This is a genomic window from Micromonospora chalcea, assembly GCF_002926165.1.
In the GTDB taxonomy this organism is placed as follows: domain Bacteria; phylum Actinomycetota; class Actinomycetes; order Mycobacteriales; family Micromonosporaceae; genus Micromonospora; species Micromonospora chalcea.
On record NZ_MAGP01000119.1, the window covers coordinates 1 to 16,099 of the forward strand.

The following is a 16,099-nucleotide window of genomic DNA, read 5'->3' on the forward strand; positions in this document are numbered from 1 at the left end:
AGGAATCCCAACCAGCAACCATTCCAAAGAACAGCCACCAGTCCGGGGTATAAAACAATTGGCACTGGCTTTACAAGCACCCTGTTGAGTTCTCAAAGAACAACCACACACCAACCAGAAACCCCGCGCCGCGGAGCCCCCAGCCGGGGCATTTCGTTCAACCACCCGCCGCTCTCGCGCCGGGCACTTTTACTACGTTACCCGGTGGTTTTTGCCGTGTCAAACCGGGGTCAACCGGTTTGTCGTGCATCACCTTTTTACCGGGCACCCCGATTCAACCGACTTCCGTCGGTCGTTCCGAGGAATTCGGCAGGCCGGCCGCCCGCGGTTTCCCGCTGGCTCGTCCGTTTCCCTGCCGGCCGATAACCTTACCCGGTCGGTTCCGCCTCGCCAAATCCGCCTCCCGGCGAATCCGGGGCACCACCCGGTTCTCAGGTCCTGCGCTCCGGCCTTCCAGGTCTTTCGCCCTGTTTCGTCCGTTCCGCGCTGGCAGAGAGAAAGTTACGCGCCCAGCGGAGTGATCGTCAAATCCGCTGGGCGCGTCCCGCGTCACATTGTCGACAACGGACTATCCGCGCAGCTCGACACCGGCGAACGAGCGCTTGCCCCGGCGCAGCACGAGGTACCGGCCGTGCAGCAGGTCGTCCGCCGACACGGTGGCGTCCACCTCGGAGATCCGGGTGTTGTTCACGTACGCGCCACCCTCGGCGATCACCCGGCGGGCCTCCTTCATGCTCGGCACCAAGCCGGACTCCTTGAGCAGGCCGGCGACGTCCGGCAGCTCGTCGAGACGCACCAGGCCGGCCTCGGTCAGCGCGGCGCGCAGCGTCTCCGGGGCCAGCTCGTCGAGCGAGCCCCGCCCGAACAGCGCCTGGCTCGCCGCGACCGCCTGGGCCGTCTCCCGCTCGCCGTGCACCAGCGTGGTCAGCTCCTCGGCGAGCGCCCGCTGGGCCAGGCGCGCCTGCGGGCGTTCCGCGGTCGCCTTCTCCAGCTCCTCCAGCTCCTCACGGGAGCGGAAGCTGAAGTACCGCAGGTAGCGGCTGACGTCGCGGTCGTCGGCGTTGACCCAGAACTGGTAGAACGCGTACGGGCTGGTCATCTGCGGGTCGAGCCAGATCGCGCCGGACTCGCTCTTGCCGAACTTGGTGCCGTCGGACTTCGTCACCAGCGGGGTGGTGAACGCCTGCACCGGCCCGGCGCCGCGCCGGCGAACGTAGTCCACCCCTGCGGTGATGTTGCCCCACTGGTCGGAGCCGCCGTACTGGAGCTGGCAGCCGTGCCGGCGGTGCAGCTCGAAGAAGTCGTTGGCCTGCAGCAGCTGGTAGCTGAACTCGGTGAAGCTGATGCCCGTCTCCAGGCGCGCCCTGACCACCTCGCGGGCGAGCATCTTGTTCACCGGGAAGTGCTTGCCGACGTCGCGGAGGAACTCCACCACCGACATCTCGCCGGTCCAGTCCAGGTTGTTGACCAGTTGCGCCGCGTTCTCCCCGGTGTACGTGACGAACGGCGAGAGTTGCTCGCGGATGCGCTCCACCCAGCCGGCGACCACGTCGGGCGAGTTGAGCGTCCGCTCGGCGCTCTCCTTCGGGTCACCGATCTGGCCGGTGGCGCCGCCGACCAGCAGCAGCGGACGGTGCCCGGCGAGCTGGAGCCGGCGCGCGGTGAGGACCTGCATGAGGTGGCCGACGTGCAGGCTCGGGGCGGTCGGGTCGAAGCCCACATAGAACGTGGCCTGCCCGCCCCCGAGCAGGTCGCGCAGCTCGTCGAGGCCGGTCGAGTCCTGGATCAGGCCCCGCCACAGCAGGTCGTCGGTCAGGGAGTCCCGCCCCTGCGGGAGGTTGCTGTCGGTCACGGTCACCGATTCTCCCCCATTCCCGGACCCGGGCCGTACCGGGTTTGCCGAGGTGCGGCCGACTAGGCTGGCGGCGCCGTCGAACGCGAGGAGGAACCGCGGTGGACATGCCGAACCTGACCGGTGGCTTCGTGGCCCTGCTGGGCCTGACGTTCGACGAGGTCAGCGGGGACCGGGTGGTGATCCGCTGGAAGGTGCGCCCGGAGCTGCACCAGCCGTACGGGATCCAGCACGGTGGCGTCTACTGCTCGGTGGTCGAGACGGCGGCCAGCATCGGCGGCGCGCTCTGGCTGGGCGACAAGGGCAACGTGGTCGGGGTGTCGAACCAGACCGACTTCCTGCGCGCGGACCCGGACGGCGAGCTGACCGCCGTCGGCACGCCCGTGCACCGGGGCCGCAGCCAGCAGCTCTGGCTCGTGGAGATCACCGACGCGGACGGCCGGCTGGTGGCCCGCGGCCAGGTGCGCCTGCAAAACCTGACCGCCTCCTGACGCATTCGCCCGAAACCGGGCACTGACGCCGATATCGTCGCCTCGGTGAGATCGTCCGCTCCCGAACCGACGTGAGGAAGCTGTTCGCCGCCACGCTCGGCGTGCTGTCGGCCGTCGGCGGCTTCGTCGACATCGGTGACCTGGTGGCGGCCAGTCAGGCCGGCGCGCTGTTCGGCATGGCCCACACCTGGGTGCTGCTGGCCGGCGTGGTCGGCATCTGCGCGTACGCGGAGATGGCCGGCCGGATCGCGGCGGTGAGCGGGCGGGCGGTCTTCGACCTGGTCCGGGAGCGGCTCGGGCCGCGGGTGGCGCTGCTCAACCTGGTCGCGTCGTGGCTGGTCACGGTGGTCACGCTCGCCGCGGAGCTGGGCGGGGTGGCGCTGGCGCTGCAACTGGCCACCCGGGTGAGTCACCTGTTCTGGGTGCCGCTCGCCGCGCTGGCCGTCTGGCTGGTGCTGTGGCGGCTGCGCTTCGAGCTGATGGAGCGGATCTTCGGCCTCGCCGGGCTGGCGCTGCTGGTGTTCGCGGTCGCGCTGGTGGCGCTGCCGACCGACTGGCCGGAACTCGGGCAGGGCGCGTGGCAGATCAGCGCGGCCGGGCACGGCTGGCCGCTGTACTGGTTCGTGGCGGTGGCGCTGTTCGCCGCCGCGGTGAGCCCGTACGAGGTGTTCTTCTTCTCCTCCGGCGGCGTCGAGGAGCGCTGGAGCGCGGCGGACCTGGCGCGGGCCCGGTCGAACGTGCTGATCGGCTTTCCGGTGGGTGGTTTCCTGGCGTTGTCGCTGGTGGCCGTGGCGACGGTGGCCTACCACCCGTCCGGGGTGTCGCTCAGTACGCTCGACGAGGTGGCGCGGCCGGTGGCCACGGCGCTCGGTGGGGCCGGCCTGGCCACCGCCGTGCTGGCGTTCTTCGCGGTGACGTTCGGCGCGGCGCTGGAGACGGGCCTGTCGGCGGCGTACGCGGCGGCGCAGTACTTCGGGTGGCAGTGGGGCAAGCGGGTCCGCCCCCGGGAGGCGGCCCGGTTCCACAGCGTCCTGCTGGTCGGTCTGCTGCTCGGCGTGGTGATGCTGATGACGACCGTGGACCCGGTGCGGCTGACCGAGTACATGCTGGTGCTGAGCGCTGTGGTGCTGCCGCTGACGTACCTGCCGATCCTGGTGGTCGCGAACGACAGGGGGTACCTCGGCGACCGGGTCAACGGGCGCTGGATGAACCTGCTCGGCGCGGTGTTCCTGCTGCTCATCGTCGCGGCGTCGGTGGCCGCGATCCCACTGGCGATCATGACGGGGATGGGTCCATGAGGGTTCAGCTGGCCAAGCGGCTGCTCGACCGGCAGATCGTCGACGTGGACGGACGGCTGGTCGGGCGGGTCGACGACATCGCGTTCGCCGTCGACGACGAGGGTTTCCCGTACGTGGACAGCCTGCTCACCGGGCAGAGGGCGCTCGGGGAGCGGATCGGCGGGCGGGTCGGTCGGCTGCTGATGGCGGTGGCGGACCGGTTCACCGACGACCCGCCGGTCCCGCCGTTGCGCGTACCGCTGTCGCAGGTCGCCCACGTGGACAGCGCGGTGCGGCTGCGCTGCCGGGCGGCGGACCTGCCGCCGTCGCCGGTGGAGGCGTGGCTGCGCCGGCACCTGATCGAGCGGATACCGGGGTCCGGCCGTGCGAGCGGGTGAGCTGCTCGGCCGTACCGCCTACGACCTGCACGGGCGGCGGCTGGGCCGGGTGGTGGACGTGGTGGTGCGCGGCGGGTGGCCGCCGGACCGGCTGCGGATCACCGACGTGATCGTCGCCGGGCACTGGTGGACCCGGGTGATCAGCCGCCTGATCGGCCCGGAGCTGCACCCGTCCGGGCCGTGGCTGCTGCGGATGGTGGCCCGGCTGGTCGGGCGGAGCACCCACCAGCTGCCCGCCGACGCGGTGCAGCTGCTTCCGCCGGTGCCCGGCTTCCCGTTCGGCCCGCCGGCCGGACGCCGCTGAGGCCCGAGTTGCCGGACGCCGTCCGTCAGCGGCGCGCCTCGTCGAGTTCCGGGGCGTCGGCCGGCTCGCCGGCGTCGTCCGCGGCGTCGTCGTCCGGGGAGTCGTCGCCGCGGCCGCGCCGGCGGACCCGCACCTCGGTGATGGCCCGCTGGTCGACGTCGGCCACCGCCAGCTCCCAGCCGTCGACGGTGACCTGCTCCCCCGCCACCGTCGGAATGTGCCCGAGGCAGATCAGCACCAGCCCGGCGACGGTGGTGTAGTCGCCCGCCGGCCGGTTCGGCAGCTCCACGCCCAGGTCGGTCAGGTCGTGCACCGGGAACGTGCCGGGCAGCACCAGCGTGCCCTCCGGCTCGGTGCGCACGGAACGCAGGTCGCGGTCGGTCTCGTCGTAGATCTCGCCGACGATCTCCTCGAGGATGTCCTCCAGCGTGACGATCCCGTCGACCGCGCCGCGCTCGTCGACCACGAGCGCGATGTGCTGGCGTTCGGCCTTGAACTGGCGCAGCGCGTCGACCACCGGCAGCGAGTCGGGCAGCAGCATGGGCGGGCGGGCGATCTCGTCGACCGGCCGGTCGTCGGAGACGCCGACCAGGTCACGCAGGTGGATGACGCCGACCGCGTCGTCCAGGCCGCCGTGGCGGACCACCGGCGCCCGGGAGTGGCCGGTCGCCGCCAGGACCAGCCGCGCGGCCTCGGCGGTGGTGCCGCTGTCGAGCGTGAAGACCTGCAACCGGGGTACGAGCACAGCCCGCAACTGCCGGTCCGCGATCTCCACCGCACCGGCGATGATCGTGCGCTGTTCCTTGGTGAAGCCGTGGTTGCCGGCCACGATGTCGCGCAGCTCGTCCGGGCCGATCTCGTCCGGCTCGGCCTTCGGGTCCAGGCCGAACAGGCGTACCACCAGGTCGGTGGTGGCCCGCAGCAGCCAGACGGCGGGCCGGGTGATGCTGGAGAGCAGGTCCAGCGGGCGGGCCACCAGCAGCGCCCACCGCTCGGCCGACTGCATCGCGATCCGCTTCGGGGCCAGCTCGCCGAAGACCAGCGTGACGAACGTGAGCACCAGCGTCACCGCGACGATGGCGACGGTCTCGGCGGCGTTGCCGAACACGCTGAGCAGCGGCACCAGCGGCCGGGCCAGCGAGACCGCGGCGGCGGCGGACGCGAGGAACCCGGCGAGCGTGATGCCGATCTGGATCGTGGCCAGGAACCGGTTCGGGTCCTTCGCCAGGCGGGCCAGTGTCCGTCCGCCCCGGCCGCTGCGCTCCAGCCGCTGCACCTGGCTGTCCCGCAGGGACACCAGGGCCATCTCGCTGCCGGCGAACGCCGCGTTGAGGATCACCAGCACACCGACCAGGGCCAGCTGGCTCCAGTAGCTCTGCACGACCGGTTATCTCCCTCGACCCGATCCGGGCCGGCCGACGGCCGACCCACCGGCCGGCAGATCCGGTCGGCGTGGCCCCTCTGTGCCCCGCGGGCCCGCCGCTGAATCATGACCGGCGCCGGTGTCACCCGCCGGGGCCGGGGTTCAGGCCGGTACGGGCAGGTCCAGCACGTACGCGCCGCCCTCGGGCCGGAATCCGAGCCGGTGGTAGTAGGGGGCGACCATGCCGGGCGGGCTGACCACGCGGCGGAAGCCCCGGTCGGTGAACAGCCGGCTGCGCCGGTAGACGAACTCGCCCGGGGTGAAGTCCCGGAACGGCGGGGTCACGTAGTCCAGGTCGATCTGGGCCACGCCGCCCGGTTCGGCGTGCGAGAGCATCACGCCGACCACCTCGTCGGCGCGTACCACCAGGAACGCCGAGCGGTCGTCGGCGTCGGCGTCCCAGCGGAAGCCGGGGTTGAAGCGGGCGATGTCGGCGGCGTGCACCCGCAGCGTGTGCGCCAGGAAGGCGTCGCCGGTGCCCACCTCGACCACCTGGTAGGTCTGCTCGTCGTGCCGGGTGGCCAGCAGCTTGCGCAGGTACCAGACGTTGATCACGGCGAGCACCACGTTCAGCCCCACCATCGGCCACACCTGCACTGCGGTGTTGTAGCCGATCAGGATGAGGCAGCCGACCAGGTTGAGCGCGCGCAGCCGCAGGATCCGGGTCTGCAGCAGGGACCAGACCAGCAGCGCGGAGCCGGCCCAGCCGACGAGTTCCAGCCAGTTCACCCGGGGAGACTAGCGGTCTGCCTGGTCAGGCCCCTCGGCGGGCAGCTCCAGCACGTACTCCTCGACCTCGGCGCCGCGCGTCGGGGCGTACCCGGAGTCCTCGCCGACCACGACGAAGCCGCACTTGCGCAGCACCGCGAGCGAGGCGGCGTTGTCCTTCGCGGCGCGGGCGTGCAGCGGCCGGTGCGGCACCTCGCGCAGCAGCGCGCGCAGCGCCGCGGTGGCGTGGCCGCGCCCCCAGTACGCCGCGTCGATCCAGTAGCTGACCTCGGTCTGCTCGCCGACCGGGAACGCCGCCACCCGCCCGACCAGCCGGCCGTCGACGGTGACCGCGCGGTTCACGATGCGCGCGTCGGCGCGGATGCGCGCCCAGTGCGCCTCGAACGCGGCCCGGTCGGACGGGTCCTTCGGGCCGAACGCGGCCATCCAGTTCGCCTGCGGGTCCTGCTCGTGGGCGAAGAAGGCGGGCAGGTCGTCGTCGCGCACCGGGCGGAGCAGCACCTCGTTTGTCACGGCCGGAACGATACGGGCCCCCTCCGACACGGTCGGGACCTCCGGCCCGGTGTGTGTCCCGTCCGGCCCTGCCGCACGGCCGGCCGGCCCGGTTACCAAGGAGGTGCAACGACGCAGTCGAGGAGGCCGGACCATGTCGAAGTACGTCTACGACTTCATCGAGGGTGACCGCAGCCAGGCCGACCTGCTCGGCGGCAAGGGCGCCAACCTCGCCGAGATGACCCGGCTCGGGTTGCCGGTGCCGCCGGGGTTCACCGTCACCACCGACGCGTGCCGGGCGTACCTGGCCACCGGGGCGCCGCCGGCCGGGCTGTACGAGGAGATGAACGCGCACCTGCGGGAGGTGGAGGCGCGGCTGGACCGGTGGCTGGGTGACCCGCGTGACCCGCTGCTGCTGGCGGTGCGCTCCGGCGGGCGGTACTCGATGCCGGGGATGATGGAGACGATCCTCGACATCGGGCTCAACGACACCACGGTGGCGGGGCTGGCCGCCCGCACCGGCGACGAGCGGTTCGCGTGGGACTCGTACCGGCGGCTGATCCAGATGTTCGGCCGCACCGTGCACGGCATTCCGGGCGACGAGTTCGAGCACGAGCTGGCCGCGCTGCGGGCCACCGCCGGGCCGGGCGGGCCGGGCGCCGGGCAGCTGCGCGACCTGGTCGACACGTACAAGAAGATCTTCGCCCGGCACGTCGGGCACGACTTCCCGCAGGCCCCGCACGAGCAGCTGTTCCTGGCCGTGCGCGCGGTGTTCGAGTCCTGGCACTCGGAGCGGGCCCGGATCTACCGGCGGCAGGAGCGCATCCCGGACGACCTGGGCACCGCCGTCAACGTGATGGCGATGGTGTTCGGCAACCTCGGCCCGGACTCCGGCACCGGGGTGGCGTTCACCCGCGACCCGGCCACCGGCGCACCCGGCGTGTACGGCGACTACCTGAGCGACGCGCAGGGCGAGGACGTGGTGGCGGGCATCCGCAACACCGTGCCGCTGACCGAGCTGGCGAACCTCGACCCGGTGAGCTTCCACCGGCTGCAGGAGATCATGGCGACGCTGGAGCGGCACTACCGCGACCTGTGCGACGTCGAGTTCACCATCGAACGCGGGAAGCTGTGGATGCTCCAGACCCGGGTCGGCAAGCGCACCGCGGCGGCGGCGTTCGTGATCGCCGCGCAGCTGGCCGAGGAGGGCCTGATCACCGCCGACGAGGCGCTCACCCGGGTCACCGGCGCGCAGCTCGCCCAGCTGATGTTCCCGGCCTTCGACACCGCCGGCGCGCCCGAGCCGCTCGCCGTCGGCGTCGGCGCCTCCCCCGGCGCCGCGGTCGGGCGGGTGGTCTTCGACTCGGCCGCCGCGGCGGCGTCCACCGGGCCGGTGATCCTGGTCCGGCCGGAGACCAACCCGGACGACCTGCCCGGCATGATCGCCGCGGTCGGGGTGCTCACCTCGCGCGGCGGGAAGACGTCGCACGCCGCCGTGGTGGCCCGCGGCATGGGCCGGACCTGCGTCTGCGGGGCCGAGGCGCTGACCATCGACGTGGAGCGCGGCGAGTTCACGGTGGGCGAGCAGGTGGTGCGCGCCGGCGAGGTGATCTCGATCGACGGCACCAGCGGGCGGATCTGGCGCGGCGAGGTGCCGGTGCAGCCGTCCCCGGTGGCCCGGTACCTGACCGGTGAGCTGCGGCCGGAAGCCGACCCGCTGGTCGCCGCCGTGCACCGGCTGCTCGGGCACGCCGACGCGGTACGCACGCTCGGCGTCCACGCCAACGCCGACACCCCGGACGACGCGCGCCGGGCCCGTGAGCTGGGCGCCGAAGGGATCGGTCTGTGCCGCACCGAGCACATGTTCCTCGGCGAGCGCCGGGAACTGGTCGAGCGGCTGATCCTGGCCGACGGCCCGGCCGAGGTCGGCGCGGCGCTGGACGCGCTGCTGCCGTTGCAGCGGGCCGACTTCGTCGGGCTGCTCACCGCGATGGACGGGCTGCCGGTCACAGTGCGGCTGCTCGACCCGCCGCTGCACGAGTTCCTGCCTCCGCTGGCCGAGCTGACCGCCCGGGTGGCGGGCGCGCAGGCGCGCGGCGAGGAACCGGGCCACGACGGCGTGCTGCTGGCGGCGGTACGGCGGATGCACGAGACGAACCCGATGCTGGGGCTGCGCGGCGTACGGCTCGGGCTGGTGGTGCCGGGTCTGTTCGCGATGCAGGTGCGGGCGCTGGCCGAGGCGGCCGCGCAGCGCGTCCGGGCCGGCGGTGACCCGCGCCCGGAGATCATGGTGCCGCTGGTCGGGGACGTGCGGGAACTCGCCGCGGTGGCGGACGAGGCACGGCGGGTCCTGGCCGGGGTGCCGGACGCGCCGGAGATCCCGATCGGCACCATGATCGAGACGCCCCGGGCGGCGCTGACCGCCGGGGACATCGCCGCCGAGGCGCGTTTCTTCTCCTTCGGCACCAACGACCTGACGCAGATGACCTGGGCGTTCTCCCGCGACGACGTGGAGGGGGCGTTCTTCTCCACGTACCTGGAACGGGGGATCTTCCCGGTGTCGCCGTTCGAGAGCATCGACGCCACCGGCGTGGGCCGGCTGGTCCGCCTCGCCGTCGCCGAGGGGCGGGCGGCCCGGCCGGACCTGACCGTCGGGGTGTGCGGCGAGCACGGCGGCGACCCGGACTCGATCGGGTTCTTCGCCGCGGCCGGCCTCGACTACGTCTCCTGCTCGCCGTACCGGGTGCCGGTGGCGCGGCTGGCCGCCGGCCGGGCCGCCGTCGAGGCCCGTACCGAGAAGTCCGACTCCCGCTAGGAGGGCAGCGTCATGACCGCCATCTTCACCCCGACCGGACCGGCTGTCACGCCGCTCCCCCGGCCCGCGCCGCCGTCGGCCGCGTCGCCGGCTCCCACCCCGGCCGGGCCGGTCGGCCCGGTGCTGGAGCTGCCCGGGGACGCCGCGCTGGTGCCGGTGAACCGCGACGGCCGTCCGGTCGGCGTGTTCGTCGCGGCCGGTGGCCGGGTCCGCTACCGGCGCGTGGTCGAACCGGACCAGCTCGTCGCCGCGGCCACCGGCGCGTTCGCGGTGGCCGCGCTCACCGCCGCCGTGGCGGTGTGGTCGCGGCGCCGTCCGCCGTCGGTCGGCACCGTCACCATGGGGCCGGGCGGCTGGGTCAGCCTGCGCGGCCTGCCGGCGCCCCGGCTGCGCCCGGACGACCGGCCATGGTGGGCGCGCGTGCTGCGGGCCCGCCGCCTGGTCGTCGACCGCTGACCACCCAGGGGTACGGCCGCCGGTACGTCACCGGCGGCCGTACCGCCGTTCTCCCGTCGGCCCTCGGCGGAGGGGCCGTTGGTCCCGGGTCACCGCGGTCCTGCGCCCCTGCCCGGCGGCGCCCGGACCGACGACGCTGAGGGTGAGAACGAGACCGAGGGAGGCCCCCGATGCGCGCCAGTGTCGTCACCGCGTTCGACCGTCCGATGGAGATCACCGAGCGTCCCGTGCCGGAGGTCGGCCCGGGCGAGATCCTGGTCCGCGTCGAGGCCAGCGGACTCTGCCACACCGACATCCACGCCGCCCGCGGCGAGTGGCCGGTGAAGCCCACCCCGCCGTTCGTACCCGGTCACGAGGGCGTCGGCCTGGTCGAGCAGGTCGGTCCCGGCGTCACCGAGCACGCCGTCGGCGACCGGGTCGCGCTGCCCTGGCTCGGCTGGGCCTGCGGCACCTGCGCGTACTGCGTGACCGGCTGGGAGACGCTGTGCGAGTCGCAGCGCAACACCGGTTACAGCATCGACGGCGCGCACGCCGAGTACGCGGTGGCCTCGGCCCGCTACGCGGTCCGCGTGCCCGACGGCGTGGACCCGTTCGAGGCCGCGCCGCTGACCTGCGCGGGCGTCACCACGTACAAGGCCGTGAAGGTCGCCGGGGTACGGCCGGGCGAGCGGGTCGCGATCTTCGGCATCGGCGGTCTGGGTCACCTCGCCCAGCAGTACGCGCAGATCTTCGGCGCCGAGACGGTCGCGGTGGACGTGACCGCCGAGAAGCTGGAGCTGGCCACCTCGCTGGGCGCCGCGCACACTGTCGACGCCGCCACCACCGACCCGGTCGAGCGGATCACCGCGCTGGGCGGCGTGGACGTGGCGATCGTGCTGGCCGCCAGCCCCCGGGTGATCGAGCAGGCGCACCGCTCGCTGCGCCGCGGCGGCCGGCTGGTGCTGGTGTCGCTGCCCGCCGACAACGCGGTCACCCTGCCCGTCTTCGAGACGGTGCTCAAGGGCATCACGGTGCTCGGCTCGATCGTCGGCACCCGCGCCGACCTGGCCGAGGTCTTCGCGCTGCACGCCGCCGGCCGCACCCGGGTCGCCTACGAGACCTGCAAGCTGGACGACATCAACGACGCGGTGGACGACGTCCTCGCCGGCCGGGTCGCCGCCCGGCTCGTGCTCCAGCCCTGACCCCCGCCCCCGGTCCCCGCACCCGCGGGGACCGGGCCGCCGACGCCCGGAGAGGGACCGACATGACCGCCACCGAACCCCTGGCCCCCTGGCGCGGATTCCACGCCGGCGCGTGGCAGGAGACAGTCGACGTGGCCGACTTCGTCCGCCACAACCACGAGCCGTACACCGGGGACGCCTCGTTCCTGACCGGGCCGACGCCGCGCACGCTCGCGGTGTGGGACCGGCTGCGGGACATGTTCCCGGAGGAGCGGCGCCGCGGCGTGTACGACGTCGACGCGGCCACCCCGTCGACGATCACCTCGCACGCCCCCGGGTACATCGACCGGGAGCGGGAGCTGATCGTCGGGTTGCAGACCGACGCGCCGCTGCGGCGGGCGATCATGCCGGCCGGCGGGCTGCGGATGGTGGAGACGGCGCTGCGCGCGTACGGGCGTGAGCCGGACCCGCGCGTGCACGAGATCTTCACCCGGTACCGCCGCACGCACAACGACGCGGTGTTCGACGCGTACCCGGAGACCGTGCTCGCGGCGCGGCGCTCGCACGTCATCACCGGCCTGCCCGACGCGTACGGGCGCGGGCGGATCATCGGCGACTACCGCCGGGTGGCGCTGTACGGGGTGGACCGGCTGATCGAGGAACGCCGCGCGCTCAAGGCGGCGCTGGACGACCGGCGCAGCACCGACGACGTGATCCGCGACCGGGAGGAACTGGCCGAGCAGCTCCGCGCGCTCGGCGAGCTGAAGGAGATGGCCGCCTCGTACGGCTTCGACATCTCCCGCCCGGCCGTCACCGGCGCGCAGGCGATCCAGTGGCTCTACTTCGCCTACCTGGCCGCCACGAAGGAGCAGAACGGCGCCGCCATGTCGCTCGGCCGCACCGCCGGGTTCCTCGACGCCTACCTGCGGCGGGACATCGCCGAGGGGCGGCTGGACGAGAGCGGCGCGCAGGAGCTGATCGACGACTTCGTGATCAAGCTGCGGATCATCCGCTTCCTGCGCACCCCCGAGTACGACCAGCTCTTCTCCGGCGACCCCACCTGGGTCACCGAGTCGCTCGGCGGGATGGGCGCGGACGGCCGCCCGCTGGTCACCCGCACCACGTTCCGCTACCTGCAGACGCTGTACAACCTCGGCCCGGCGCCGGAGCCGAACCTGACGGTGCTGTGGTCGCCGCGGCTGCCCGAGGGGTTCAAGCGGTTCTGCGCCCAGGTGTCGCTGGACACCAGCGCCATCCAGTACGAGAACGACGAGCTGATCCGCCCGGCGTACGACGACGACACCGCGATCGCCTGCTGCGTGTCGGCCATGCGGGTCGGCCGGGACATGCAGTTCTTCGGCGCCCGGGCGAACCTGGCGAAGGCGCTGCTGTACGCGATCAACGGCGGCCGCGACGAGCTGTCCGGCGCGCAGGTCGCCCCGCCGGCCGCGCCGGTCGGCGGCGAGACGCTCGACTACGACGAGGTGCTGGCCGCGTACGACCGCACGCTGGACTGGCTGGCGCAGACGTACGTGGACGCGCTGAACGTGATCCACCACCAGCACGACAGGTACGCCTACGAGCGGCTGGAGATGGCGCTGCACGACCACCCGGTGCGCCGGTTCATGGCCACCGGCATCGCCGGCCTGTCGGTCGCCGTGGACAGCCTGTCGGCCATCCGGTACGGCCGGGTCAAGGTGCTGCGTGACGAGTCCGGGCTGGCGGTCGACTACGCGGTCGAGGGCGAGTTCCCGACGTACGGCAACGACGACGACCGGGCCGACGAGATCGCGGTGTGGCTGGTCGAGACGTTCGCGGAGAAGCTGCGCCGGCAGCGCACGTACCGCGACGCGGAGCTGACCATGTCGGTGCTCACCATCACCTCGAACGTGGTGTACGGCAAGCACACCGGCAACACGCCGGACGGGCGGCGCGCCGGTGAGCCGTTCGCGCCGGGGGCGAACCCGATGAACGGGCGGGACACGCACGGCCTGGTCGCGTCCGCGCTGTCGGTGGCGAAGCTGCCGTACGACGCGGCCCGCGACGGCATCTCGCTGACCGGCACCGTCACGCCGGACGGCCTGGGCCACACCCGCGACGAGCGGATCGCGAACCTGGCCGGTGTGCTCGACGGCTACGCCGACGCCGGCGGGTTCCACCTCAACGTCAACGTGCTGGACCGGGCCACGCTGCTGGACGCGATGGCGCACCCGGAGCGGTACCCGCAGCTCACCGTCCGGGTCTCCGGGTACGCGGTGAACTTCGTCCGGCTCACGCCGGAGCAGCAGCGCGACGTGGTGTCGCGGACCTTCCACGGGTCGCTGTGACCGGCCGCCCGCCCGCGCCGCCGCAGGTCACTGCGGCGGCGCCGGGCCGCGCCGCGGAGGCCCTGACCGGCGCGGTGCACTCGTGGGACACCTCGGTCGGGGTGGACGGGCCGGGCACCCGGTTCGTGGTCTTCCTGGCCGGCTGCCCGCTGCGCTGCCGCTACTGCCACAGCCCGGACACCTGGTACGGCCGCAGCGGCCGCCGCCGCACCGTGGACGAGATGGTCGCGCTCGCCGGCCGGTACCGCCGGTTCATCCAGGTCGCGGGCGGCGGCGTCACGGTGAGCGGCGGGGAGCCGCTGCTGCAACCGGCGTTCACCCGGGAACTGCTACGGCGCTGCCACGTCGACCTCGGCCTGCACACCGCGCTGGACACCTCCGGCTTCCTCGGCGTGCGCGCCGACGACACGCTGCTGGACGCCACCGACCTGGTGCTGCTCGACGTCAAGGCGGGCAACCCGCAGACGTACCGGCGGGTCACCGGCACCGGCCGGCTCGCGCCGACGTTGCGGTTCGCGCAGCGGCTCGCCGACCGGGGTACGCCGATGTGGATCCGGTACGTGCTGGTGCCCGGCCTGACCGACGCGGTCGACGAGGTGGAGCGAGTGGCCGACATCGCCGCCGGGCTGGCCACGCTGCAGCGCGTGGAGGTGCTGCCTTTCCACCGGTTGGGCGCGCACAAGTACGCCGAGCTGGGGCTGACGTTCCCGCTGGCGGACACCGAGCCGCCGGACGCCGACCTGCTGACCCGGGTACGGGGTCAGTTCGCCGCCCGAGGTCTCACCGTCACCTGACCGCGCGCCGGTTCAGCTGGCTGCGGCCGTCGGGTAGCCGTAGAGGTCCAGCAGCCGGACCCGGGACGCCTGGAGGCGGTCCACCACCACGCTCATGAACCGGCTGGTGAGCTGGCGGCCGAGCGTGTCGTCGGACTCCATCAGCCGGCGTACCCCGTCGGCGTCGAGTTCCACGGCGGTGCTGCGCTGGGTGGCGACCGCGCCGAACTGCCAGCGGTACGGCGGGAACAGCCAGGACCAGCCGAGCACGCCGCCCGGGCCGATCGTCTCGATGCCCACGTCGCCGCGGCCCGGCACCGGGAAGTCGAGCGCCACCTGGCCGCCGCGGACGAGCCAGAACCGGTCGGCCGGCGCGCCGGCGCGGAACAGCCGGTGCCCGGGGTGCCAGACCACCGGGCGGGCGTACCCGGTGAGCCGGGGCAGCCACTCGTCGGGCAGCCCGGCCAGGAAGGGGTGGACGCGGAGCATTTCCAGCGGGGTCATCGCGCCTCCAGGATCGACAGGAGGGAGCACTGGTTTCCATTCCACCTCGCGAACGGCCCGGCCGGTAGGGGCCGATGGTCCCGGCCTTGCCGGGCGGATCGACTCTGCCCAGGTGGGAGCCGTCGGCGCAGGCTGAGGGGGAACCGAAGGAGGACGTGATGACCGACAGGACCGGTGCCCCCGTCGTGGTGGGCGTGGACGGCTCCCCGTCCGCGCTGGACGCGGTACGGCTGGCCGCACGCGAGGCGGTGCTGCGGCACCGGCCGCTGCGGGTGGTGAACGCCTTCCTGTGGCCGCTGGTCGGCACGCCGCTGGGCATGGTCGCCCCGGTGCTGCCCGACATCGAGCTGCGCCAGGAGGCCGAGAAGCTGGTCGAGGAGGCGGTGGACGAGGCCCGCAAGGTCGACGCGGAGCTGGCGGTGACCGGCGCGGTGGTCGACGGCGGGCCGGTCGCGGTGCTGCTGCGGGAGAGCCGCGACGCCGCGCTGCTCGTGCTGGGCCACCGTGGCCTGGGCGGCTTCGCCGAACTCCTGGTCGGCTCGGCGGCGGTGCAGCTCTCCGCCCGCGCGGACTGCCCGGTTCTCGTCGCCCGGGGCGAGGCCCGCGCCGACGGCCCGGTGGTGGTCGGCGTGGACGGCTCCGCGCTGTCCGACGAGGCGGTCGGTTTCGCGTTCGCCGAGGCCGCGGCGCGCGACGCCGAGCTGGTGGTGGTGCACACCTGGCTGTACCCGCAGCCGGTGAGCTACCGCGAGGCGTTCGGCGACGTCCTGCCGCTGGCGTACGAGCCGGAGCAGTTGCGCGCCGACGAGCAGCGGGTGCTGGCCGAGGCGGTCGCCGGCTGGACCGAGCGCTACCCGGAGGTCACGGTGCGGCCGAAGCTGGTCGCCGCCGCCACGCCGGCCCGGGTGCTGGTCGAGGAGTCCGTCGGGGCGCAGCTGACGGTGGTCGGCGCGCACGGGCGGGGTAGCCTCGGCTCGCTGCTGCTCGGCTCGGTCAGCCACGCCGTGCTGCACCACTGCCACAGCCCGCTGGCCGTCGTCCGGCACCGCGGGGGCCGGGAACGCTGACCCCGGTTCGGCGGTCCCGGCGCCGCCGGGA

The 16,099-nt window shown here is 73.5% G+C and carries 15 protein-coding genes; 10 read left to right on the forward strand and 5 right to left on the reverse strand.

Annotation, left to right across the window (positions count from 1 at the left end):
* Nucleotides 1-568: 568 nt before the first annotated feature.
* A complete protein-coding gene (gene tyrS, locus BAW75_RS17750; protein ID WP_104114322.1) occupies nt 569-1,852 on the reverse strand; it encodes a tyrosine--tRNA ligase in 1,284 nt (427 codons plus the stop codon).
* 101 nt (nt 1,853-1,953) lie between these two features.
* Here tyrS and BAW75_RS17755 point away from each other — a divergent pair, with 101 nt between their 5' ends.
* The 4 genes from BAW75_RS17755 (at nt 1,954) to BAW75_RS17770 (ending at nt 4,322) form a co-directional block, all read left to right on the forward strand.
* Nucleotides 1,954-2,343: a PaaI family thioesterase gene (locus tag BAW75_RS17755; protein WP_104114286.1), complete on the forward strand. Its 390-nt coding sequence runs from the start codon at nt 1,954-1,956 to the stop codon at nt 2,341-2,343.
* 71 nt (nt 2,344-2,414) lie between these two features.
* Nucleotides 2,415-3,641, forward strand: a complete 1,227-nt coding sequence (locus tag BAW75_RS17760) for an NRAMP family divalent metal transporter (RefSeq protein ID WP_104114287.1) — start codon at nt 2,415-2,417, stop codon at nt 3,639-3,641.
* Nucleotides 3,638-4,018, forward strand: coding sequence for a hypothetical protein (locus BAW75_RS17765; protein ID WP_104114288.1), 381 nt, complete (start codon nt 3,638-3,640; stop codon nt 4,016-4,018). Before BAW75_RS17760 ends, BAW75_RS17765 begins: the two co-directional genes overlap by 4 nt.
* Nucleotides 4,005-4,322: a hypothetical protein gene (locus tag BAW75_RS17770; RefSeq protein ID WP_104114289.1), complete on the forward strand. Its 318-nt coding sequence runs from the start codon at nt 4,005-4,007 to the stop codon at nt 4,320-4,322. Before BAW75_RS17765 ends, BAW75_RS17770 begins: the two co-directional genes overlap by 14 nt.
* Before the next feature lie 25 nt (nt 4,323-4,347).
* Here the strand turns inward: BAW75_RS17770 and BAW75_RS17775 are convergent, their stop codons facing one another.
* The 3 genes from BAW75_RS17775 to BAW75_RS17785 form a co-directional block, all read right to left on the reverse strand.
* On the reverse strand, nt 4,348-5,703 hold the full coding sequence (locus BAW75_RS17775) for a hemolysin family protein (RefSeq protein ID WP_104114290.1): 1,356 nt from the start codon (nt 5,701-5,703) through the stop codon (nt 4,348-4,350).
* A 144-nt stretch (nt 5,704-5,847) separates the two neighbouring features.
* On the reverse strand, nt 5,848-6,474 hold the full coding sequence (locus BAW75_RS17780; RefSeq protein WP_043324908.1) for a hypothetical protein: 627 nt from the start codon (nt 6,472-6,474) through the stop codon (nt 5,848-5,850).
* A 9-nt stretch (nt 6,475-6,483) separates the two neighbouring features.
* Nucleotides 6,484-6,987 carry a GNAT family N-acetyltransferase gene (locus BAW75_RS17785; protein WP_104114291.1) on the reverse strand — a complete coding sequence of 168 codons (504 nt, stop codon included), beginning with the start codon at nt 6,985-6,987 and terminating at the stop codon, nt 6,484-6,486.
* Nucleotides 6,988-7,120: 133 nt separating this feature from the next.
* Here BAW75_RS17785 and ppdK point away from each other — a divergent pair, with 133 nt between their 5' ends.
* The 5 genes from ppdK (at nt 7,121) to pflA (ending at nt 14,518) form a co-directional block, all read left to right on the forward strand.
* Nucleotides 7,121-9,781 carry a pyruvate, phosphate dikinase gene (ppdK, locus tag BAW75_RS17790; RefSeq protein ID WP_104114292.1) on the forward strand — a complete coding sequence of 887 codons (2,661 nt, stop codon included), beginning with the start codon at nt 7,121-7,123 and terminating at the stop codon, nt 9,779-9,781.
* 12 nt (nt 9,782-9,793) lie between these two features.
* A complete protein-coding gene (locus tag BAW75_RS17795; RefSeq protein WP_104114293.1) occupies nt 9,794-10,237 on the forward strand; it encodes a hypothetical protein in 444 nt (147 codons plus the stop codon).
* Between the two features lie 170 nt (nt 10,238-10,407).
* Complete coding sequence (gene adhP, locus BAW75_RS17800; RefSeq protein ID WP_104114294.1) at nt 10,408-11,418, forward strand: alcohol dehydrogenase AdhP; 1,011 nt, start codon at nt 10,408-10,410, stop codon at nt 11,416-11,418.
* 62 nt (nt 11,419-11,480) lie between these two features.
* Nucleotides 11,481-13,724: a formate C-acetyltransferase gene (gene pflB / locus BAW75_RS17805; protein ID WP_104114295.1), complete on the forward strand. Its 2,244-nt coding sequence runs from the start codon at nt 11,481-11,483 to the stop codon at nt 13,722-13,724.
* On the forward strand, nt 13,721-14,518 hold the full coding sequence (gene pflA / locus BAW75_RS17810; protein ID WP_104114296.1) for a pyruvate formate-lyase-activating protein: 798 nt from the start codon (nt 13,721-13,723) through the stop codon (nt 14,516-14,518). The genes pflB and pflA overlap by 4 nt, the downstream gene beginning before the upstream one ends.
* Before the next feature lie 12 nt (nt 14,519-14,530).
* Here the strand turns inward: pflA and BAW75_RS17815 are convergent, their stop codons facing one another.
* Nucleotides 14,531-15,001 (reverse strand): cyclic nucleotide-binding domain-containing protein, encoded by a 471-nt coding sequence (locus BAW75_RS17815; protein WP_043324912.1) that lies wholly within the window; start codon nt 14,999-15,001, stop codon nt 14,531-14,533.
* 158 nt (nt 15,002-15,159) lie between these two features.
* On the opposite strand from BAW75_RS17815, the gene BAW75_RS17820 reads away from it, so the two are divergent.
* Nucleotides 15,160-16,068 carry a universal stress protein gene (locus BAW75_RS17820; protein ID WP_043324913.1) on the forward strand — a complete coding sequence of 303 codons (909 nt, stop codon included), beginning with the start codon at nt 15,160-15,162 and terminating at the stop codon, nt 16,066-16,068.
* Nucleotides 16,069-16,099: the final 31 nt, after the last annotated feature.